Consider the following 22,215-nt stretch of genomic DNA (forward strand, 5'->3'; position numbering starts at 1 on the left):
AAGGTTTCATCCTATTTTACCTTTTTTGGTCTACCCCCTTGACAATTTGCACTTTTTCTTAACTTGTCACAAATGGTTCCTAACACTGCATTGACGGTAGCAGCATCAGCGAAGTAGTATGCTTCTAGCATATTCACTAAAAAGTGAACTGAAGCACGGTGTTTTTGGTCGTGCAAAATAGGATCAAGTGCATTTCGGTATCTCTCAAAAATTTGTTGTGCTTGATCGGTTCGATTGTGTTCTAGGTCATCCAATAGCAGGACATAAGTACATGGATCTTTTAAGTAATCTCTCGCTGGGAATCCAATTCTTACAACATCATTATTAGGAATCTTTTTACCACTTCCAACCATCTCAAGGTTTTTCTCTGAAGTTCTTACGCCTAGCTGCTCAACCTTGCGAATAACTTCAAAATAGCAAATACCCAATTCCATCAGAGTTCTAAATAACTTGGGAATGTGTTCCTCTTCCGTTTTTCCTGTTACCAGCAATCCAAACTTGAAAAAATAACAGTGCTGGTCACTCGTAGTATCGTGACTCTTCATTAACTTGCTACCTCTAATGCAGATTTACTTTGAGGCGCAATCATCTCAGCCATATATAGCGATCCAGTAGCATATTCTTCTAGTAAATCTTGAATACCTTCTATCTCACTGATCCTTTTGAGGACGGTTTTTCCTTCCTTGTCAAGTTCCGCAGTCAAAATATTTTCTGGTTCAAATTGACTAATTAATACAGGTGAATGAGTCGCAATAAAAACCTGCTTATTCCATTTTTCAGTAGCGAGTTTTACAGCTTTAGCAAAAACAGCTAAAGCCCAAGGATGAAGCGAGATTTCAGGCTCATCAAATAAAATTAGTGAATAACGATTTTGTCCTTCAGAGAACAAAGCTGTGAGATTAATCAGCATCTGGAGATGACCGTCAGATACTCCTGATGATCTAATTGGTTTGCGCCGTCCTTTTTCTAAGAAGTTGCCATAGACTGTGTATCGACCTGTTTGTTCAAAAAACAGATTATCAAAAGCTGGAAAGCTCTCTTGCATGAAACTGATGATTGTATCGTAGCGTTCATCAATGACTCGCTTATCATGTAAATTCCGCAAAACTGACCATAAATTTTCGCACCTGTCTTGTAATCGCTCTCCAGAATCAGATTCTGAACCAAATCGCTTTATCTTGAACAAAGAAGCTGACCGGGAGTTATAGTTGCGAACAACGCGCAATAAGTTGTCTATGTTAGAGGCAGCGGGTTCGCTATTCTCAAATGCTACATATCGGCTTAGGGCTAATTTCTCTGGTTCTCTAAGTGTAATGAATTCTAATTCTTGCAGGTCTGTACGATAAACCTGAGCTTTGTCACTGCCTATAATGCGAACAATCAATTTATTATCATGATTGGAAAAAAGCTTTTCTCCCGCAAAAGGTTCGATTCTACCTGAAGAATAACCAAATGAAACTTCGTATTCACCCGATGGGGTTACAATTTTGATTGATATATTTTCCCCCTCATCGGCTCCATCCCACAGCAGACCAATCCCATGATCTCTCTCAGAAGAAGCTAAATCAACACCCCTGATGGCACAGTCTCGCACAAACCAGATGGTATCGAGTAATGTAGTTTTTCCAGCTCCATTAGGGCCGAAGATAATGTTGAGAGGGTTGATTTGAATGTTTACATCTGCTAGTGAGCGAAAATTTTTGATTTGCAAATGAGTTAGTTGATTTGACATAAGGTGCTATTTATTTTATGATAGTTTTCTATATCATAGTCTGCTTTTTATGTCAATCGACACATCGGGATTCTCATGCCCGATCGCGCGATCGACTAACCGCCACAATATGTTTTAATTTATATTTGAGCAAAATCCAAACAAAGCCAGCCATGAGTCCTAAATCAATAGCAGTAATCAACTTCAAAGGCGGTGTCGGAAAGACCACCGTCACTTGGAGTCTGGGAAATATTATATCCCAAGGAACCGACTTAGAAGTCTTGATGTTAGACTTAGATCCGCAAATGTCGCTCACAGAGGCGATCGGACTTAACGAAAATACAGGTCATTTAGATGATAAATTTGGTAAGTGGTACGAAAAATCTCTCAAGCATAGACTTACAATTTACGACGCTCTAGAAGTCTTTAAAAAAGCCGGACAAAATTTTAAATTTCCCGTTGGTTTCGACACCATTTATCAGATTGACGAACAGTTGCATTTTGTCCCTTCAGTGGAAGAATTGTATTGGTTGGATATCGATGGATTTGAGGGGAAAAGTGTTAAAGACTTCATCCGCAGATTCATCGGCAAAATCGCCAACTCTGCCAATCTCCCCAAATATGACTTGATGCTTTTTGACTGTTCGCCTTCCTTCAGTCTCCTCACCTACAGCGTACTCTCTTGCTGCGACTTAATATTAATTCCAGTCAATCCAGATTATTTTGGTTCTAGGGGATTGAGTTTAGTTTTAAACTCGCTTCAGAAACGGATTGAGCCTTATCCGTTTCCCAAGATAGCAGTGTTTATGAATAAAGCTAAAATCTATGGAGGATTGCTGACAAATGAAGTTCAGTTTTACATGAGAGAAGTAAAGAGACTTTGCGATGAGATATCAAAAGACAATAACATAGAAGTTAGATTCTTAGAATCGACGATTCGCGAAAGCGTCGGGCTAAAACGGGCGATTAATGAGGGAGAACTGCCGCGAGAATTAGTTAGAGAATTTGAAAAACTATGGCGCGAGTGTGAGGAGTATCTGAAATGAGTAAAAAAGAAATTTTGGCTGCTTCCGAACAAGAAAGCGGGGGGTTGGTTGAGGAAATTGGCGAACTTAAGGAAATCTTACGGGACGTTGCTCGAAAATTAACCCGGCTTGAGACTCAAGTCAAGCGGGGAGTGATTTCTGCTGGCTCAAAAACTTCGGATATCCCCAGGGGTACTGATGTTAATAAACCTGCGAATTTATCGGCGGCCAATGTTCTAGAAGTTTATGAAGAACTGCGTCTACAAGCTAAGAATGGTAAAGAAGAAGAGGTGAGGCAAAAATTGTTGGCAATGAATGCAACTGACTTGAACTTGATGTGTTGCGAGTTAGGGATGCCGCCCAGCAGCAAGAATCCGTCCCGCAAAAAAATGTTCGAGCTAATTATTGGCAGAATTAAACAGAGTTTGAGGCTGTCGCGACATATCGACAGACAAACACTGTGAACTACAGATAAACCGACCGATAAACAGACCAATAAACCAACAAAATGCGTTTGAATAAATTATTGCAACTTAGCTCGATCGCCCTAATCTCCCTAACACTCTCAATCACCTTGTTTTTGAGCCTGCAAAGCCCTCCGACCACAGCAGCCCAAAAAACAAGCAGACTGGCGTTTGTGGCTCTCCAGAGGCGCGGCAGCGAGGTTAGAAACAGTTTATTTGCAGTCAATGCTAACGGTTCCTCCCGCCGCGAACTAGCACCCAATATAGATGTTAGCTATACCCTAGTTTGGTCGCCCAACGGCCAGCAACTGGCTTTCGTTAGCGGAGACACCGACCTCTATACACTCAATGCTGACGGTTCCCGACTAACTAAACAGTTTGCTGGGGATTCTTGCAAAGCAGCTAATTTTGCAATAGCTTGGTTGTCCAACAGCCAGAAACTTGTTTTTGCCCGTTCTTGCGACGGTTTTACCTCTGATGCCCCCGGCAGTCAGTCACTTTATATAAGCGGCACTTCTGGCATCCAAGGAACTAAATTAGTTAGGAACTTGGAAGTAGGAGGATATCCGCCTAAAACAGAAATCTCATCAGAATTTTACCTTTCGCCGGACGGTCAGCAGGTAGCATTTATTAAGGATAAAAATATTTATAAAATGAATGCCGACGGTTCGGGAATGACCAAACTGACTAAAAGTCCCGGCGAATATGTATCCGGCGGAAGTGAGCTTGTTTGGTCGCCCGATCACACAAAAATTGCTTTCCTGTTTGGCGCTTATCCGAAACAGCAAATTTACACAATTAATGCCGATGGAACCCAAATCAAAAATTTGATAAACAACCCGCAAAATGAGGTTTACAACGTCAAAATATTTTGGTCGCCAGACAGCAGCCGCATTGCTTACTATTACAATAAACCTGGCGATTCATCAGGCGAACAGCAAGATATTTACCTGCTCGACATTAACCGGGGGACAGCCAAGAATCTCACCCGAAAACCCAGAAACTACGACGAACTTTCGTGGTCGCCCGATGGCAAATTTATTGCTTTCGTCGCCGGAGAGTTCAATAATCAAAAACTCTACACAATCAATGCTGACGGGAACCAGCTAAATCAACTAGCTACCCGGCTAAAACCGTCGGGAATTTCTCAATTAGCTTGGTCTTCTGACAGCCAGCAAATTGCTTTTATATTTAACGAAATCCAAGGAGACAAAAGCAACTTGTATGTAATTAATCGAGACGGTTCGGCATTGACTAAATTGACAAATGACAAGGATTTGAATGCTGGCACTCCGGTTTGGCAACCGCAGTGAAGTTAAAAGCCAAAATATGCTGCTGGGGTGGGTTTTAGTACAGATAAACCTAGCAGGGCGGGCTATCTTTGCATCGCCTTGGAGCGAAAGCGGGTTACTGAACAAGAAAGAATCCACCAAACTCAAAACTCAAAAATATTCTCAAATTGGGGAAGATGCAATAATTTTTTTCTCCTTTAATGGCTGCTGAACTTGCAATTCATTTGAATCAACTTCCTGGTGTTTTTCATCCTGCACCTGTTTATCAATTTTGGGCAACTTTAAAATCGCCCCAGCTAAAACCCAATAATACACGGACACTGGATCTACATCCAGCGGATAGTATTGAGTATTGATCGTAATAAATGCAACAAACACCCAAAAACTAGCTCCGTAACTCCGCAAACTTTTGTCCTTGACAGATCGGTAAGCTCTAAAAGTTAGAAAAGCTAAGTGTAAAAGCATTACCTGAAAACTAATCATTCCCGGATAACCGAGTTCGTATATCAACTTAGGTTGGAAAGTTTCAATTAGCTGCGTGGCACCAAATATTCGCGTTGAATTAGTGGCTCGTCCCACACCTTTACCAAGAGGTTTGTCAATGATAAAATTGTTGCTCTGCTCGAACTGATTAAAGAGAAACTGCTGGGGCGGTGCAGCATTCCAGCGACTAACAAAACTATCCCACCGTTGCTCGACAATTCCCGGGTTAATAGCTGCACCGACAAATAGCAGAATCGCCAGTCCTGCACCGACGGGAATAAATCGTTTTAAATTAACTAATTGACCGGTGAGAACTAGCAGGATTGCTGTAGCAAGGGGAACCATAATTAAAGCAGCTCTTTGACCCGAAATAACTGCATTGGCAAATACTAATGCCATGCCAAATAAACCGATAACTCGCCACCAGAATGAAGGGTCGCAAAAGGCAGAGGCAAAGGTTAAAAAAGCATTAGAAATTAAAAACCACGCCCACTGCCAAGGCGCGACAAAAGTTCCCGGCAAGCGGACCATCTTGACTTCTGGACTGAACACCAAAGAACCGCCGACAAAACATCTAGCTTCCAGCGTTGCTTTATATAATTCGGCTCCGGTCATTCCTCTGGTTCCTGCACACTTTCCACTTTGCAGCAACAGGTACTGAATCAAACCGAGAAGGCAGCAAACGATCGCCAAAACGATGTGCATTCGACTAAAAAATACCAAATCCTTCTTGGTGCGGAGCAGATAATAGGTACAAGCAATCAGCGGTATGTAACCTATCAATACTTTTAAGCCGAGAATTCCTTGCAGAATTGGTTTGTCGCCTTTCATAGGGTTGAGCTGCATCTCCCCGTTGACAAAAATTAAAGTCAGCATTGCCATCATCAACAGGATGCTAAAGGTAGAAAGCATTTGTTTGGGAATGAACAGGCGCAACTGTTTCTTTTTGCAGCTTTGAATTAGGGCGATGAGAGCTGGTATGTAGAAAGCATCTTTGGCTACTTGAAAAGCAGCATTTCCGCCGCCAATTGCGTAGGTAATTGTACCACTGAAAGGCAGGTAAATTAGAAAAGCCCACAAAGCTTGACGGGGGTATTTGTAGGAAAGCAGCAAGATGGCTGTGGCTCCGCCTCCTGCAATTGCAATCTTAGGGCCGGCTACGAACAACAGGGGGATGCTGAGAACAACGGTGACTAAGCAGCTTATGGCGATCGCCTGCACCAATTCATTGCGCTTTTGTGAAGTTTTGCGTTTTTGTGCTGCTACTTCTTTTTTGCTGAGCGCTGTGGTTTTTTCGCTGTGCTTTTGTTTAGATTTTTTGGATTTGCGCTTGGTTTTCAACATAACTTCTAAAAGGCACTTATGTAGAAGGCTGAAGGCACTCTGATGTACAAGGCACTCTGATGTACAAGGTAGAAGGCAGAATGAAGAGAATCAAAAATATGTCTGCCGATATGGTTACTTATTCTTAAAGTCAAGATGAGAAAAAGTCTCGGTCGAGATTGTGGGTGTGACGCAGGCACAAATCACACTGGCGACCTTGTAGAATATAACTGCTGCATCTATAATGTACAAAAATGTACAAATCTCGAAAAAATAATTTTAATGTAGCGGTGAATATGAAATTAACAAAATTTGTATCGATCGGCATTGCCCTACTTTTAGGAACAAGCGGGAGCATATTATCTAGCAGTAGTAGAGCATTAGGGGCAGAAAAAGTGGTCCTCACCTTTGGCCCGATCAGACAAGCCATCAATATCAGCGACTTAGAAGACTTTGCTAAAAACGGCACGACGACGCCAACTCTCCAACAAATTATCCGGTTCTCCAAAATGGACGCGCAAATACTGCGGGGGTTCATGGGTTTAGAAATTGGTTTAAAGCCTGCTAATCTGGCCAGGGTAGTTTACAGCACCCCAGGAGAAAAAATCACTGACGACATCGGTCAAGCAATTCGGACTCAGCGCCGCACAGAAAGCGGGAAAGCTTTGCGGGCAGCGATGATCCTGGCATCCGGGGATGACGGTAAGGTATCGCTGCTAGAAATCCTGAAAAAGTATCCTCTCAACGAGGTTTACGTAGATGTTGCCAGCCTTCGCACCGCTGTTGGGAAAGTTCAGAGTATAGCCGGAACTCTGCGAAGCCTGCTTGAAGATGTGACGCGATCGACAACTCGCACAACTGAAACAAATCGCACCGAAAGTCCGATCGAACCTCGCCGCAGCGTGCAGCCAACAACTCCGCCTCCAGCGCCGCGCCGCGTCGCGCCCTTGCCAGCACCCGCACCGCAGCCTGTGACGCCAGTCAGAGGGCTTTGGTAAAAAAATCATAAATGTGTCCTAAAGGCGGGTTGAAGCGGCTCTTGTGGCATTCTGCAGACACTTTTGATATCAAATCCCTTAGCATCGGAATAGTAAATCCGAGTTCACTGTCAACAGTCAACATCATTCCGGTGTAACCGGAAATGATATGAGACCAAACCCGCCCCCGCCCTACCCATATCCCAACCCCCAAGAGGGTTAGGACTTGTGTGAAAACTCCCAAAGCAATCAATTTTTCTTTAGCAATTTTTTGAGCAACTTAGGAATCTCTGAAGGTCGAGCCGCCACAGGTATATCCGCCTCTTCAAAGGCAGCCATTTTGTTTGGGGCCGTAACTCCAAAGGCTTTCTGGGCAGCAGCCCTAGAACTGATCAGGATGCCGGCGTGGCCCAAAGACGGCCCCTTGGGAGCGTAGCGGCCGGCTAGATAAGCAACCACGGGTTTGTCGATCGCCGAAGCGATGTAAGAAGCAGCAGCTTGTTCACTCCACCCGCCAACTTCCCCTACCAAAACCATCGCTTCCGTACTGTCGTCTTCGTCCAAAAGTTGCAGCCACTGCATAAAAGAAGAACCGACAATTGCGTCGCAGCCAATACAAACCGCCATCGACTGTCCCAACCCAGCCTCCGTCAGTTCTAGGGCAACTTCGTAAGTCAAAGTGCTGCTGCGGCTGATCACTCCCACCTGGCCGGGAGTGTAAAATTCCTTGGGGTGAGTTCCCAGCAGGAGTTTGTTGGGCACAATAATCCCCGGACTGTTGGGCCCGATTACCAAAGTTTCGGTGGCTTCTGCTTTTCTGACTAAGTGCACCATATCCAGAGGAGGCACTCCCCCAGTAACGATCACGATTTGCCGAATTCCTCCGGCGATCGCTTCTAAAGCAGCATCCAGCACCGAGTAAGCGTCTACCAAAATTACCGCAGTGTCAACGTGACCCACTGCAGCCACTGCTTGTTCTACCAAATCAAAAATCGGAATTCCCTCCACTTCCAGCCCCCCCCGACCGGGACTAACACCGGCGACTACATTCGTGCCGTATGCTTTCATCATCAGGGCGGCGCGGGTGGACGCGGGAGATTCTGTAATGCCCTGTACTAGGACTTTGCTTTCAGGAGTTAAATTCATTTTTTCCCACTTGACACTCGATCTTTAAAAAGCAGAAGGCCTTCGTCTGTCCATAACTCTCGTCTTTTGCCGATCGACTGTCGCTACTTGGCGGAGGATACAGAAGCGGCCGCGGCCTCATCCAAAGTGCTAGCTAGCTGCACCGGCAACTGTCCCAAACGCTTTTTAACAGCATCAGCATCGATCTCTACCAGCCGCAGCACAACTTGGATGTGGCGGTTAGCGCGAGCTTTCCGTTCCAAATAGCCGGCTACTGCGGCGATTATTTCCTCCGTCTTGGAGGCGCTGCCCAAAATGTTTACAAGTATCACCTTAACGCTTTTATCCTGAGCGACTAACTCCAGACCCAACTCCACGCGATCGCGTAGGGCATTTGCTGCATCGTAGCGGTCTAGGGAACCAATATTCACAAAATTAGCGGGTTTTCCTCCTTGGTGGGTTACAGCATCTAAAGTTGCCATTGTCAGGCCCACTCCGTTGCACAAAATCGCGATATTCCCGTCTAGTTCGATTAATTGCAGGGATTCGGAATTCGAGATTGGGGATTTAGATTTGGGGTCAAACTCCGGCGACTGCTGAACCTTCGAGTGGGAATGGGAGCGATCGCCCCCAGCATGGGGACTTCTTCTTTCCCGTGCCAACCCGCTGCTTTGCTTCTTCTCCGAGAGTGCTGCCAAATCTGGATGTCGTCCCAAGGCATCGTCGTTGGCGGTGACTTTACCGTCTAAAGCCATTACCTCTCCCCTTGGGCTGATGCCGAGAGGATTGATTTCTACTAAATCTAAATCTTTTTCGGCAAACAGCCGGTACATTTTTTCGACAATGGTGCTCACCGATTGAATCAAGTCTCCCTGCAATCCCATTTTCAGTGTTAGACGCCTCGCGTAGAATGGGGAAAATTCTTGATCTACGGCAACTTGCTGCATTTGCTCGATCGACCCTTCGACATCCATACCTCCTTGGCTCGAACCCAAAAGAACCGGGCGTCGCGCTACGGGGTCTAGGAGTACCGCTAAGTACAATTCTTGGTCGGCGTTATACTTAGCTTCTGCCAGCAGGACTTGGGGATATTCATCCTCGATCGGCAAATTAAAAATTGTTTGGGCGGCTGCTACTGCATCGATCGTATTTTCTACAAACTTGATACCGCCTGCCCTGCCCCGTCCCCCAGCCCGCACTTGCGATTTGAGTACAACGGGGTAAGGAATTTTCAGTCCTTTGAGGTCGGCGGGATTGTCAATCTGCTGCGACGGCAAAATCGGAATTGCCATCTGGCGAAATAAAGATTTAGCTTGGTACTCTAACAAATCCATTTATCAATTACGGGTGACGGGTAGTTGGCAACAAGCAATTCGTCCTAATTGGCAATTCATAATTAATAGATAGTAATTGGTTTTTTGTCAAGTTAAAAGTTAAAAATTCTCGCTTTTATCTTTTAATTTTCGACTTTTGTATGGCCGATTACTTATTCGCTATTACCGCTCGCCGATTACCTATTACCAAAGAGTTTTTTTCTCGGAATTGCCAAATTTTACTGGTGGCTCTGGCGGGGAGATATTTGGCGAGCGTTGGTGTTTTTTTGCCTCGGAAAATCTTCGGATTTTCGGCGATACTGTGCCGAGATATTTCTGTGAATTGTTTACTTGATGCTATTAACAGCGCCTTGATGGACGGTTTTGACCCATTTGAGCCGCTTGGGTCGTACCGCAATCCGAGCCGTCACAGTCCCTACCAGCAGCCAGTGGAACATATACACAGTACCCCGCAGCGTTTGCAGCAAGGTGACAAAAACTCTTTTAACGTCAAATTTGGTCTCTTTGCGAGTGCGGCGCAAACCGACAAACATTCCCACCACCGACAATGTAAGGGTCATAAAAGTTATGGGACTGGCGATCGGCATCCGGCGCAGCGCAATTGACATCACAAAGTCGGGTAGGGCTACTGTGGGTAAGAAATATTGAGATACCCAAAATCCAAATAAATCCCAAGTTTTCCCAGTTCCCATGCGGTTCCGCAAAATTAGCCGCCAGTAGTCAAGATAACGCTGATAGCCGCCTTCTGCCCAGCGATTGCGCTGGTGCCACAGAGCGCGAGCGTTAGTGACTCCTTCTTCTGACACGGCTGGGAAAGCGAGAAATTCAATGTCCCATCGGTCTAGGTGCAGCCTCACCGTCAAATCCAGGTCGTCGGTAATCGTCTCCTCGTTCCAGCCTCCGCAGCTTTCCAAGGCGGTGCGACGCATGAATTGGCCGTTACCGCGCAATTCTCCAATGCCGCCGATCGCAATCCGCTGCTGCTGGAAAAAACTGTCGAGAGCCATTTCTGCTTCTTGGCCGCGAGTCCACAAATTTACCGAAGCATTGGCGATGGCTTTTCTGACTTGCACAGCCCCTACCTTTTCTCCTTGGAACACTGGCAGCACCCGGCGCAGCAAATCCGGCGTTACCGTCGCGTCGGCGTCAAATATGCCGACAAATTCCCCGCGAGTCAGCGGCAACACTTGATTCAGGGCTCCCGACTTGCCGCCGCTGGCATTTGCTCCTCTGCGAAATATTTTGAGCTGAGGGTACTTTTTGGTTAGCTGTTCCAATACTAGCGGCGTGTCGTCGCTGCTGTGATCGTCGATCGCCCAAACCTCGTAGCGGTCGATCGGATAGTCTACATTGCAGATGGATTCTACGAATCGGGCAATCACCGCCTCCTCATTTTTCGCGGCCACCAGCAGCGACACATAAGGCCAATCCTCTCGACTTTCATCGGCAAGAGGCGGCAGTGCGGGCTTGGGCGAAGCAAACAAAACTCGAAATGCGTGCATCCACAGCAGTCCCGTCAACCCCCACACTACCCACGCACCCCAAGAAATCAAGTGCAGGGCGATCGTGCCGGCCCAAATCGCAGTCAGCACTGCGGCAGCTTTTCCGCGGCGTCCCCGGTACAGATTTTGAGGAAAAGAGGGAGTTCCCGGCATAGACACCGCAACCGGGAGCTCTGCTTTTGTTTCCGCGTCAAACACCCTGTCGCCAATGTCTGGTATAGCAAATACTTTGCTGAGCTTCGAGTGCGAGGTCAAACTCTTGAGCTCTTCTTGAGCTAAATCAGAGATGTCCAAGTTAAGCTCGCTGCGAGCGTCGTTTTCTGGCCAAGAACTCTCCTGCATAGGTTACTTGATTCAACCACCAATAGTTTTTGATTTTAGATATAAGCATCTACTGTATCAGTTTCTGGGCTTTTGTCGAAAGCGGACGGGAGGACAACCAGCGGGTTCGGTGCTTGTACGGCCCTGGTAAAGGGGCACTGCATAGAGTATTTGGGTTGACTTTTGCTTGCGATCGACCTGGAATATCTGCTAGTTTTTTCTGGGGATCTAAACTATCTGTTAGTAATAATTGTCTGAGGTGGAAATATGTCTATTCCTCAACTCAAGCCAGCCGATGACAAAGAAGTGAAAGTCTACGCGCCTTTCTGTCAAGAGCCTAGGCGCAAGTTTTTACCGCACGCTATTGGCCTCTACAAGCTCAAAAGCTTGGAGGGGGCAAGAAAAATTGACGGCGGGGAGAGCGTGCCGTTTGTCGCTAGTTGGAATATCTCGTCGCTGCCGATCGACTTAACCCGCTGTCGGGTGTTGTTTGACGGCAATGCTGAACTCAGCTACGAAGTGACTATGCAAAGCTCTGAGTTTGTTAGTTGCTTAATTGAGGTTCTCCTTACTTTTCAGCGAACTCGTACCGTCGATTTTTCTAAAACGTTTTACCGCAAGCTGATGCGAATGGATGAATAACTTTCACCGCAGCCGCACTCCCGAAAGTCCGCCATTGACAATCAAGCAATTTAATCCGGGGCCCCCGGATTGATTCGGGGATCGATAAAAAAGCTCCTCGCTCCCGATCGCAAACCCCCGGATTTATCAGTGGGGTAGCTTTCTTCAATCTAAAATCTAAAATCTAAAATCTAAAATCGATTGACGGGCGCTATAACTGGCGCATCAATAGTGTAAAGCCACGACGGCAATATTACATGATTGGTGCGCCAGCCCTATTTGAGAAGTGGAAATAGTAAGTGAGTTCTTGGATCATTCTCAATAATCCCTTTGGGAGCCAGCACTTATCCCCATTGGTAAAGTAAGTAAATCTACCGCAGTTTTCTGTTGAGCGTGATACAGATTTCCCGTAGGGACTCAGGCTTTACCTGAGTCCCTACCTGTATTTCATCCAATTGAAAACTGCTGTATTTGTTGTGGGAAAAGCGCAAAAACCTATTTCGGATAGGTGCAAAATGTGAGGCAAGACACATTTTTCGCACCAAACTCCGAACTTTTTTCATGTATTAATTTTTGTAAAAAAACTCAGCAATATTACTGAGATATGCGAGGATGAGAACCAAATTAGGATGAGTTAATTTCTACGAAAATAGATTAAATAATCCCACGTGTCATCAGCAAGAATTTTAAGTAATCTTGCGATCAAAGGGATTTAATATAAGTCCTGATTTTTTTTGTTATGGGTTCTCTGAGACAATTTCTCAAACGCCATTAGGGCGATCGTACTGTCATGCTTAAATTTTGCAAGTAAGCCGCTGAAAGCCGAATTAAATTATAGCAATTCCTTCTAGCCACTATTTAGCAAACACTTAAGTAGAAAAACGTCAAATATCAGTTATTGTAATTACTCCTAGATAATTTTGAGTAAGTGCATAACAGAGAGAACGCTACATATAAGAAGATATTGTAGCTACAAATGAAAACCTAGCAATTTTTCCAAGAGGTGTATTATGGCTCTGATAACTAATGATCTTAATAGTGGTATCACTGCTGACCAACTCGCTCAATTTATTATTGGGGACTCAGGCTCAGTCGTTCCTGGTAGTGTGAAATACACGGGTGATAATCGGGCCGCAGGCAGTTTCGGGGGAGGTATTTCCGACGGCCTAAATCTTGAAGCAGGTGTTATTTTCAGCACAGGAGATATCGCAAATCCCGAATCTAGTATAGACCTGGGTGGGTTTAATGTTAAGGATGGGGATGCTGCTCTTAGTCAGCTTCTTGTGGATACGAACTCAAGTTCGACCACTACTAATGATGCTGCCGTTCTCGAATTCGAGTTTATACCCAAGCAAAACCAGTTTAGTTTGGAATACGTGTTTGCTTCTGAGGAGTATAACGAGTATGTAAATACAGAATTCAACGATGTATTTGGCTTTTACCTAAATGACGTATTCATTTCCGCAATTCCGGGAACTGAAAAGCAACTTGTTTCCGTTAACAATATTAATAACGGCAAAGCCGGCAACCCCAACACAAACCCCCCAACCCCCGATTTCCCACCGCAAAACCCAGCGTTATACGTTGACAACACGTCGACTCCACAGATTTTTAAAACAACCTGGGATGGTTTTACAAAAGTGCTATCAACGCCACAAGTATTCGTCATCCCAAATGTCCGCAGTAAGCTGAGATTAGCGATCGCTGACACTAGCGATTCGAGCTTGGACTCGGCAGTGTTGATCTACGCTCCTCCCGTCTTCAATTTCTCTCAACCCAACTATTACGTCAACGAAGATGGGACATTAGTTGAAGCAAACATTACCATCAACCGCACCGGCATAGCCCAGGGAAATTCCACTGTAGACGTAAAATTAAGCAACGGCAGCGCTACAGGCGGGGCTACCTTGGGAGACGGAATAGATTTTACTTTCACTACCCAAACTATCACTTTTCTGACCAATCAAACCACTGCTACCCTCACCGTTCCGATCAATAATGATAGCTTAGTTGAACCCACCGAAAACCTCACCCTCACCTTAGCCAATCCCACCAATGCTAGGATTGGTGTTGTTCAGAACACCGCCAATCTGGATATTCTCACTGATAATGACACCGCAGGCATCATAATCACCTCAACAGCGGGTGCGGATGTCGCAGAAGGCGGTACTTCAGACACATATACAGTCGTACTCCAAAGCCAGCCTAGTGACCTTGTAATCGTCAATGTTGACCCTGATACCCAGACAGACTTGGGAGTCGGTACTGGTGTCCCTCTCACCCTCAACTTTACCCCCAACAACTGGAATGTGCCGCAAACCGTTACGATCGAGGCAGTGGACGATCAAATAGCGGAAGCATCTCCTCACACTAGCGCGATCGCTCACACAGCCAGTAGTGTAGACGCCAATTACGACGGTGCTGCGGTTCCAATTACCGTTGATGGTACTGCGACTGCTACCCTCACCGCTAACATTACCGACAACGACACACCGAGCGTAAAAATTACCGAGACTGGCGGCACCACCAAAATCGGCGAAGGTGGGGCTACGGATAGCTATACGGCGGTATTGACCAGCCAGCCTGCTGCCGATGTTACTGTCACCGCTTCGCCCGACGCCCAAAGCGACCTGGGGACTGGAGGCGGAAACCCGATCGTTCTCAACTTTACTCCCGACAACTGGAACGTGCCTCAACTGGTGAATGTGCAAGCCGTGGACGATGGTGTAGCTCAAGGCACGCACTCCAGTACGATCGCACACCAAGTCACCAGTACAGACGCGAAATACGACCTGATTGCTACTGCCTCGGTGACGGCCCAAATTACCGACAACGATACCGCCGGAGTCACAATTACTCCTGCGAGCACGACTGCTACCGAAGGCGACGCCACAGGCAGTTACAAGGTAGCGCTAACTAGCAAACCGACTGCGCCTGTTAATGTCAACTTCAACACGGGCATTCAAATCGATTCGATTTCCACATTTACTTTCACCTCAGATAACTGGAACCTACCGCAGATAGTCACGGTGAAAGCTACCGACGACAGTTTAGTCGAAGGGCTGCACACAGGCACGATCGACCACAGCATTGCCGCCGATAGTGCGGCGGAATATCTGCCAGTGGCGATCGCGCCGGTAACAGTCAGCATCACCGATAACGATGTCGCTACTCCCAATACGCCCAGCATCACAATTACTCCTGCGAGCACGACTGCTGCCGAAGGCGGCGTGACAGGCAGTTACGAAGTCTCCCTCAATACTCAACCGACAGCTAACGTTACCGTCAATGTCGCTGCGGGCAGTCAAATAAATGCGATCGCTCCGCTCGTTTTCACTCCGGCTAACTGGGATGCACCACAAACAGTAACGGTGACAGCAACCGACGACACTGTTGTAGAAGGAGCGCACAGTGGCACGATCAATCACAGCGTCGCCTCCGGCAGTGCGGCCGAATACTTGCCAGTGGCGATCGCACCAGTTACTGTCACCATCGCCGACAACGACACAGCTACCTCGACGGCCGGGGTAAAAATTACTCCCACAACTACTTATGCAGCAGAAGGCGGTGCAAATGGCAGTTACAGCGCGGTATTAACGGAGCAGCCTTCAAGTGACGTTAAAGTTAGCTTCGCGACAGACAGTCAAATAGAAGCGATCGCCTCCTTCACCTTCACCTCAGATAACTGGAACCTGCCTCAAACCGCCACTGTCAAAGCAACCGACGACTCCGCCGTCGAAGGAACGCACCTGAGCACGATCGCAGCAAGCGCTAGCAGCACGGATCTGGCTTACAACAATATCGGTATTTCTCCAGTCGATGTGTTGATTATCGACAACGACTCCCCCGGCATTGCCGTCACTCCTAACAGCACCAATGCAGCAGAAGGCGGTGTAGCAGGCAGCTACAGCATAGTCCTTACCAAAGCGCCGACAGCTAACGTTACCGTCAATGTCGCTGCGGGCAGTCAAATAAATGCGATCGCTCCCATTACTTTCACTCCGGCTAATTGGGATACACCACAAACAGTAACGGTGACAGCAACCGACGACACTGTTGTAGAAGGAGGGCACAGCGGCACGATCAATCACAGCGTCGCCCCTGGCAGCGCGGCCGAATACTTGCCCGTGGCGATCGCACCAGTTAGCGTCACCATCGCCGACAACGACACAGCTACTACTGCTCCTGCTGGCGTGACTGTTACCCAAACAGGCGGCAGCACCATAGTCGCCGAAGGCGGCGCAACCGACACCTATCAAGTAGCCCTCAACAGCCAGCCAAAAAGTGACGTTAAAGTTAGCTTCGCGACAGGCAATCAAATAGAAGCGATCGCCTCCTTCACCTTCACTGTGGCTAACTGGAACCTGCCTCAAACCGCTACTGTCAAAGCAACCGACGACTCCGCCGTCGAAGGAACGCACCTGAGTACGATCGCAGCAAGCGCTAGCAGCACTGATCTGGCTTACAACAATATCGGTATTTCTCCAGTCGATGTGTTGATTATCGACAACGACTCCCCCGGCATTGCCGTCACTCCTAACAGCACCAATGCAGCAGAAGGCGGTGTAGCAGGCAGCTACAACATTGTCCTTACCAAAGCGCCGACAGCTAACGTTACGGTCAATTTCGCTGCGGGCAGTCAAATAGATGCGATCGCTCCGCTCGTTTTCACTCCGGTTAATTGGGATGCACCGCAAACAGTAGCGGTGACAGCAACCGACGACACTGTTGTAGAAGGAGCGCACAGCGGGTTCATTCTTTCCAGCGTTGCCGCCGACAGCGCGGCCGAATACTTGCCAGTGGCGATCGCACCAGTTACTGTCACCATCGCCGACAACGACACAGCTACCTCGACGGCCGGGGTAAAAATTACTCCCACAACTACTTATGCAGCAGAAGGCGGTGCAAATGGCAGTTACAGCGCGGTATTAACGGAGCAGCCTTCAAGCGACGTTAAAGTTAGCTTCGCGACAGACAGTCAAATAGAAGCGATCGCCTCCTTCACCTTCACTGTGGCTAACTGGAACCTGCCTCAAACCGCCACTGTCAAAGCAACCGACGACTCCGCCGTCGAAGGAACACACCTGAGTACGATCGCAGCAAGCGCTAGCAGCACGGATCTGGCTTACAACAATATCGGTATTTCTCCAGTCGATGTGTTGATTATCGACAACGACTCCCCCGGCATTGCCGTCACTCCTAACAGCACCAATGCAGCAGAAGGCGGTGTAGCAGGCAGCTACAGCATAGTCCTTACCAAAGCGCCGACAGCTAACGTTACGGTCAATTTCGCTGCAGGCAGTCAAATAGATGCGATCGCTCCCATTACTTTCACTCCGGCTAATTGGGATGCACCGCAAACAGTCACCGTCAAAGCAACCGACGACACTGTTGTAGAAGGAGCGCACAGTGGCACGATCAATCACAGCGTCGCCTCCGGCAGCGCGGCCGAATACTTGCCAGTGGCGATCGCACCAGTTACTGTCACCATCGCCGACAACGACATCTCTTCCCCGACACCAGCACCAGTCATCAACTTTTCGCCCACAATTATCGTGCCGCCGACGCCGACACCAGCACCAACTCCAGCACCAGTCATCAACTTTTCGCCCACAATTATCGTGCCGCCGACGCCGACACCAGCACCAACTCCAGCACCAACTCCAGCCCCAACCCCAATCCCCGAACCAACTCCCGTCCCCACCCTGCCGCCAACTGAAGATCCAGATTGCATTTGCGCGCAAATTACCTTACCGGAGATCAGTCCTCTTCACGGTTTCAATCTTGTTCAAAACAACCTGGCTGGTACGGATACAAACGAGATCCTCACTGGCACCAGTGACAGTGACGGCATCAACGGTTTGGGCGGAGACGATGTTCTTGTCGGTTTGGCAGGCAACGACAACCTATTTGGCGGATTGATCAGCAACATTCCTGTTGGACCACAGGTCGATCGCGACTTGCTGTTGGGCGGGCCCGGCGACGACTACCTTAATGGTCAAGCCGGCTACGACACTATTTTCGGCGGTAAGGGCAACGACGCTGGTTTCGGTGGCAAAGATAACGACCTGATTTGGGGCGGACGGGGTTCTGACACTGTTGTGGGCGAGGAGGGAAACGACAGCCTCTACGGTGGCACCAACAGCGAATCTGACCGCGATAGCGCCGGGAACGACTTGTTATTGGGTGCCAAGGGAAACGACAGCCTTTGCGGTCAGGATGCCTCTGATACCATTTCTGGCGGTGACGGCAACGATACTGCGCGCGGTGGCAAGGGCAACGATGTAGTTTTAGGCGACTCGGGCAGCGACTCGCTGTTCGGCGACCAAGGCAATGACTCTATCTGTGGCGGCGAGGGCGATGACACGGTGTTTGGGGATATTGGCAGCCCCCTGCCTGTCGGCATTGCTGGCGGTCAAGACCAAGTGTGTGGCGGTGCTGGTAATGACCTGCTGTTCGGCAATGAAGGCAGCGATACCATCAACGGCGATGCTGGCGACGATACGATTTTGGGAGGCAAAGACAGTGACAGCTTGGTCGGCGGTGCTGGCGACGACGTGCTGATTGGCGATGAGGGCAGCGATACTTTGCTCGGCGGCAGCGGACGCGACTTATTTGTCTTGACACCCGCACAAGGAAGTGATGTAATATCCGACTTCAGGAAAGGGGAAGATTTGCTGAGTTTAGCGGGCGGTTTGACTTTCACTCAACTGAGTATTAGCCAAGGCACAGACGGGCAAGAGGCCAGTCCCACAACTTTCATAAGAATTTCTAACTCTGGGGAGCTCTTAGCAGTTTTGAATGGGGTGCAAGCGAGTGCGATCGCGCCGTCCGATTTCGTTCAAATTTTGCGACTCGGTAGCTGAGAGGAAAGCACTGTAGATCCGCCCAAGGCAAATCAATCTACAGCCCTTGAATTGCGATCGGGCTGGCATCGCAATCAGCCTTTGGGCTGCCGAAATGCCAGCCCACGTCGCCTGAAAATTTATGTGTTTATATCAATTCCGGTTGCACCGGAATTATTGTTGACTGTTGACTGTTAAATCGGGATGGGAAAACTCAATGATAGTTGAGTATTGAGTGTTGATTCGATTTTACAATTCCGATGCTAGCGGAGTTGATATTAGAAGCTATAAGCCCGATTCTAAGGAGCTTATTGCTCGCATTGCCACCGCTCAGTTTGAACGCGGGTGATCGCACTAATAATTAATAACTAATAATACATATCCATTTTGAATGGTATGCAAAACTGATTAGGACAAAGACCATGCTTTCTCCCTACGGAATACCTGTATTTTATCCATAGAAAGATGCCGTTAATTCTACTGACAAGCCTTTGATCGGCAAAAAAAATTCCACTCAATATTTATACTGTGTTGTTTTTATTTTAAACTGCTCGGTAGCAAGGTCTAAATTAAGCAATAAAATTTTAGGGAAATTGTCACCCCAAAAACGGTTATTAAGGCACTCACGCTTTATGAGTAATTGTCAAAAGCTGCGGATAAAAAATATAATAAAACCCCTGTTTTCACAAAAAATGTGAAAAAAAATGCGAAGAAAAGGGTTGCCTACAGGTGAATAAAAGTTTCCATCAAAAAATCGATCGGCGCAAAAGCGACAAAATCGAGTAGAATATAGTATTGCTAAATTGAGGATCTGTTCAGAAATACTGTTGAAAAACTAAATTTATTGAAATAGACAGGTGCAAATTGAGGATTGAAGGCGTACCCAAATTGACTAAATATTTGCTGATCGGTTCCACAAAAGCTTACAGTGGCAAGTCTGCCATCGCCCTGGGGATGGCACTCGGACTCCGGGCAAAAGGACTGGCCGTCGCCTACGGCAAACCTCTGGGAACCTGTTTCAGCTCGCCAGGAGCTGGGATCGAGGACGAAGACGTGCGGTTCGCGGTAGAAACGCTGAAGCTCTCAGAAAGTCAGATGCCGTCAACACTGCTGTATTTGGATGAAGAGACGATTCACAAGCGTTTGCGGGGAGAAGACAAGACAGATTACCGCCAGTCTTTAGCGCAATATTTGCAAGCTCCCAGCGGAGACTTGGCGCTGTTAGAAGGCCCAGCTAATTTGGAGGAGGGCAGTCTGTTTGATTTGTCTTTGGCTCAAATCGCTGAGACAGTTGATGCCTCTGTGCTGTTGATAGCCCGCCCGATCGATCTGTATGTAGACGATTTGCTGTCGGCTAAACAGCGTTTGGGTTCGCGGTTGCTGGGCGTGGTACTCAATGACGTTCCCTCGGACAAACTCGAATCCGTAACGGCGACTGTGCGGCCTTTTCTGGAGGCTGCGGGTATTCCAGTTTTGGGAATGCTGCCGAGAAGTGCTTTGCTGCGAAGTGTCAGCGTCAAAGAATTGGTGCACCAATTGAAAGCTGATGTGCTGTGCCGTCGAGACCGTTTGGACTTGATGGTGGAAACCTTGACAATTGGCGCGATGAATGTTAGTTCTGCTCTGAAGTATTTCCGCAAAGCGAGAAATATGGCGGTGGTGACGGGGGGCGATCGCACGGACATTCAGCTAGCGGCTCTGGAGAGCTCGACTCAGTGCTTAATTTTGACAGGCCACTTGCCTCCTTCTCCGCTGGTGATCGGCAGGGCAGAAGAAATGGAAATTCCGGTTTTGTCTGTTGATTTGGATACCTTAACCACGGTGGAAATTATCGACAGCACCTTTGGCAGCGTGCGCCTGCACGAACCGATCAAGGTGGAATGCGTTACTCAGCTAATGGCAGAACATTTTGACCTTGATGGCATGATGGCATCCTTGGGCCTGAGCGATCGAGTCCATTAAGAAGAGAGCCGGAGCTGAAGGAAGAAGGTATTCGGCAGAGAGAACTTTTTGTTTAAATAAATAAAAAGCCAAAATTCTTAAATTCTCAATTTTTCTTGAATTCTACCTTGAGCTCTGGCTGCCGAATGCCTTCAGACATTCTGCCTTCTGGCTTCCTCAAATCTCCCCATGCTCTAGTCAGATCCCGTAAATCAGCAATTCTTAACTTCTTTTTGGCGGCAATGGCTAGTGAGTCTGCTAAAATCCACAACGTAGTTTTATTTAATTTAATAAATTCTTTGAGTCAATCAATTGAGCTACCCAGAGTAGATGATTTTTTACAAGAACTAGCGGCGATCCAGCAAACCAGCTCCAAGCGGCTTGCTCTTTTGGGTTCTCGCCACGTTCCTATTACCCACCAGCAGCTAATTGAGATGCTGAGCTACGCCATAGTTCTGGGAGGCAATCAGCTCATCACTTCTGGCGCTACAGGCACCAATTCAGCCGCAATTCGGGGGGCAATGCGAGCAGATCCTAATCTGCTGACGGTGATTTTGCCACAAAGCATGAGTCGCCAGCCTCGGGAGTCTCGCGACCAACTCGAACAAGTGATACATTTGGTAGAAAATCCCAAAAATGATAGCTTGTCTCTCCCGGAAGCAAGCGCCATGTGCAATCAGGAGATTATTTCTCGCTGCCAGCAACTGATCTGTTTTGCTTTTCACGAAAGCCACACTTTGCTGAAAACTTGCCAGGATGCGGAGGAACAGCGCAAGGTGGTTACTCTGTTCTATTTTGATTGAACTGCGAGGCGGATGATGGTGTTGGGATTGCCTGTGTCGGTTATTCTGCTGGATTGTATTGCGGCTGCTGCTGCGCTGGTTTACGCACCGTTTTTGGTGGTTGCGTTCGCCCGCTTGCAGCTAGGCTATGACCAAGCGGCCCCCCGCGCTATGTTTGATAAGTTGCCTGCTTACGCTCAGCGGGCAACTTGGGCTCACCAAAATTCGTTTGAGACGTTTATGCTGTTTTCAGCGGCGGCTTTGATGGCTTTTGTGACGGGGGTAGATTCGGAATCGGCGGGTTGGGCTGCGATCGCTTTTACGATCGCCCGGTTGTTGTTTTCGGTTTTCTATATTCTGAATGTGCCGCTGGGGCGATCGCTCATGTTTGCGATTAGTTCTTCTTGCACTGTTTCTTTATTCTATTTCAGTTTAATGGCTGTTAACGGCTAATTTTCAGTAGTCATTG

Annotated in this window: 15 protein-coding genes; 9 read left to right on the forward strand and 6 right to left on the reverse strand. The window is 47.6% G+C overall.

Translation table 11 applies throughout. The features are described 5' to 3' along the window. Positions 1 to 11: 11 nt before the first annotated feature. Both QUB37_RS22315 and QUB37_RS22320 read right to left on the reverse strand, forming a co-directional pair. Positions 12 to 545 (reverse strand): DUF4276 family protein, encoded by a 534-nt coding sequence (locus tag QUB37_RS22315; RefSeq protein WP_333166239.1) that lies wholly within the window; start codon positions 543 to 545, stop codon positions 12 to 14. Further along, positions 545 to 1,732 carry an AAA family ATPase gene (locus QUB37_RS22320; protein WP_333166241.1) on the reverse strand — a complete coding sequence of 396 codons (1,188 nt, stop codon included), beginning with the start codon at positions 1,730 to 1,732 and terminating at the stop codon, positions 545 to 547. The genes QUB37_RS22315 and QUB37_RS22320 overlap by 1 nt, the downstream gene beginning before the upstream one ends. Positions 1,733 to 1,884: 152 nt before the next feature. Between QUB37_RS22320 and QUB37_RS22325 the strand changes: the two genes are divergently transcribed. The 3 genes from QUB37_RS22325 to QUB37_RS22335 are packed head-to-tail and all read left to right on the forward strand — an operon-like array spanning position 1,885 to position 4,513. Then, a complete protein-coding gene (locus QUB37_RS22325) occupies positions 1,885 to 2,757 on the forward strand; it encodes a ParA family protein (protein WP_242725262.1) in 873 nt (290 codons plus the stop codon). Continuing rightward, on the forward strand, positions 2,754 to 3,200 hold the full coding sequence (locus QUB37_RS22330; RefSeq protein ID WP_333166244.1) for a hypothetical protein: 447 nt from the start codon (positions 2,754 to 2,756) through the stop codon (positions 3,198 to 3,200). The genes QUB37_RS22325 and QUB37_RS22330 overlap by 4 nt, the downstream gene beginning before the upstream one ends. A gap of 44 nt (positions 3,201 to 3,244) precedes the next feature. Continuing rightward, a complete protein-coding gene (locus QUB37_RS22335; protein ID WP_333166246.1) occupies positions 3,245 to 4,513 on the forward strand; it encodes a hypothetical protein in 1,269 nt (422 codons plus the stop codon). Between the two features lie 141 nt (positions 4,514 to 4,654). On the opposite strand, the gene hpsL is transcribed toward QUB37_RS22335, so the two are convergent. After that, positions 4,655 to 6,319 (reverse strand): hormogonium polysaccharide biosynthesis protein HpsL, encoded by a 1,665-nt coding sequence (hpsL, locus tag QUB37_RS22340; protein ID WP_333166248.1) that lies wholly within the window; start codon positions 6,317 to 6,319, stop codon positions 4,655 to 4,657. Between the two features lie 275 nt (positions 6,320 to 6,594). Here hpsL and QUB37_RS22345 point away from each other — a divergent pair, with 275 nt between their 5' ends. Beyond that, complete coding sequence (locus QUB37_RS22345; protein ID WP_333166250.1) at positions 6,595 to 7,296, forward strand: alpha/beta hydrolase; 702 nt, start codon at positions 6,595 to 6,597, stop codon at positions 7,294 to 7,296. Between the two features lie 228 nt (positions 7,297 to 7,524). Here QUB37_RS22345 and QUB37_RS22350 read toward each other — a convergent pair whose 3' ends face one another. From QUB37_RS22350 to QUB37_RS22360, 3 genes are all read right to left on the reverse strand, one after another. Continuing rightward, entirely contained in the window at positions 7,525 to 8,421 is an 897-nt protein-coding gene (locus QUB37_RS22350) for a CoA-binding protein (protein WP_333166253.1), read from the reverse strand. 83 nt (positions 8,422 to 8,504) lie between these two features. Next, a complete protein-coding gene (locus tag QUB37_RS22355; protein WP_333166256.1) occupies positions 8,505 to 9,734 on the reverse strand; it encodes a succinate--CoA ligase subunit beta in 1,230 nt (409 codons plus the stop codon). 326 nt (positions 9,735 to 10,060) lie between these two features. Then, on the reverse strand, positions 10,061 to 11,578 hold the full coding sequence (locus tag QUB37_RS22360) for a glycosyltransferase family 2 protein (protein ID WP_333166259.1): 1,518 nt from the start codon (positions 11,576 to 11,578) through the stop codon (positions 10,061 to 10,063). A gap of 246 nt (positions 11,579 to 11,824) precedes the next feature. On the opposite strand from QUB37_RS22360, the gene ebsA reads away from it, so the two are divergent. The 5 genes from ebsA (at position 11,825) to QUB37_RS22385 (ending at position 22,199) form a co-directional block, all read left to right on the forward strand. Continuing rightward, on the forward strand, positions 11,825 to 12,199 hold the full coding sequence (gene ebsA / locus QUB37_RS22365; RefSeq protein WP_006634686.1) for a type IV pilus biogenesis protein EbsA: 375 nt from the start codon (positions 11,825 to 11,827) through the stop codon (positions 12,197 to 12,199). A 989-nt stretch (positions 12,200 to 13,188) separates the two neighbouring features. Then, positions 13,189 to 19,044, forward strand: a complete 5,856-nt coding sequence (locus QUB37_RS22370; RefSeq protein WP_333166262.1) for a choice-of-anchor L domain-containing protein — start codon at positions 13,189 to 13,191, stop codon at positions 19,042 to 19,044. 843 nt (positions 19,045 to 19,887) lie between these two features. Beyond that, positions 19,888 to 20,985 carry a phosphotransacetylase family protein gene (locus QUB37_RS22375; RefSeq protein WP_333166264.1) on the forward strand — a complete coding sequence of 366 codons (1,098 nt, stop codon included), beginning with the start codon at positions 19,888 to 19,890 and terminating at the stop codon, positions 20,983 to 20,985. A 278-nt stretch (positions 20,986 to 21,263) separates the two neighbouring features. Next, entirely contained in the window at positions 21,264 to 21,767 is a 504-nt protein-coding gene (locus QUB37_RS22380) for a DNA recombination-mediator protein A (RefSeq protein ID WP_333166317.1), read from the forward strand. A 15-nt stretch (positions 21,768 to 21,782) separates the two neighbouring features. After that, the gene (locus QUB37_RS22385; RefSeq protein WP_333166319.1) at positions 21,783 to 22,199 is read left to right on the forward strand and encodes an MAPEG family protein; all 417 of its coding nucleotides are present in this window, start codon (positions 21,783 to 21,785) and stop codon (positions 22,197 to 22,199) included. Positions 22,200 to 22,215: the final 16 nt, after the last annotated feature.

Source organism: Microcoleus sp. AT3-A2, from assembly GCF_036705685.1.
Lineage (GTDB): Bacteria > Cyanobacteriota > Cyanobacteriia > Cyanobacteriales > Microcoleaceae > Microcoleus.

Bases quoted from the DNA above. Each gene is read 5' to 3' on its own strand.
- QUB37_RS22345 (WP_333166250.1), top strand. From the start codon at position 6,595: ATGAAATTAACAAAATTTGTATCGATCGGCATTGCCCTACTTTTAGGA.
- QUB37_RS22330 (WP_333166244.1), top strand. From the start codon at position 2,754: ATGAGTAAAAAAGAAATTTTGGCTGCTTCCGAACAAGAAAGCGGGGGG.
- QUB37_RS22355 (WP_333166256.1), bottom strand. From the start codon at position 9,734: ATGGATTTGTTAGAGTACCAAGCTAAATCTTTATTTCGCCAGATGGCA.
- ebsA (WP_006634686.1), top strand. From the start codon at position 11,825: ATGTCTATTCCTCAACTCAAGCCAGCCGATGACAAAGAAGTGAAAGTC.
- QUB37_RS22350 (WP_333166253.1), bottom strand. From the start codon at position 8,421: ATGAATTTAACTCCTGAAAGCAAAGTCCTAGTACAGGGCATTACAGAA.
- hpsL (WP_333166248.1), bottom strand. From the start codon at position 6,319: ATGTTGAAAACCAAGCGCAAATCCAAAAAATCTAAACAAAAGCACAGC.
- QUB37_RS22370 (WP_333166262.1), top strand. From the start codon at position 13,189: ATGGCTCTGATAACTAATGATCTTAATAGTGGTATCACTGCTGACCAA.
- QUB37_RS22385 (WP_333166319.1), top strand. From the start codon at position 21,783: ATGGTGTTGGGATTGCCTGTGTCGGTTATTCTGCTGGATTGTATTGCG.
- QUB37_RS22315 (WP_333166239.1), bottom strand. From the start codon at position 545: ATGAAGAGTCACGATACTACGAGTGACCAGCACTGTTATTTTTTCAAG.
- QUB37_RS22335 (WP_333166246.1), top strand. From the start codon at position 3,245: ATGCGTTTGAATAAATTATTGCAACTTAGCTCGATCGCCCTAATCTCC.
- QUB37_RS22360 (WP_333166259.1), bottom strand. From the start codon at position 11,578: ATGCAGGAGAGTTCTTGGCCAGAAAACGACGCTCGCAGCGAGCTTAAC.
- QUB37_RS22320 (WP_333166241.1), bottom strand. From the start codon at position 1,732: ATGTCAAATCAACTAACTCATTTGCAAATCAAAAATTTTCGCTCACTA.
- QUB37_RS22325 (WP_242725262.1), top strand. From the start codon at position 1,885: ATGAGTCCTAAATCAATAGCAGTAATCAACTTCAAAGGCGGTGTCGGA.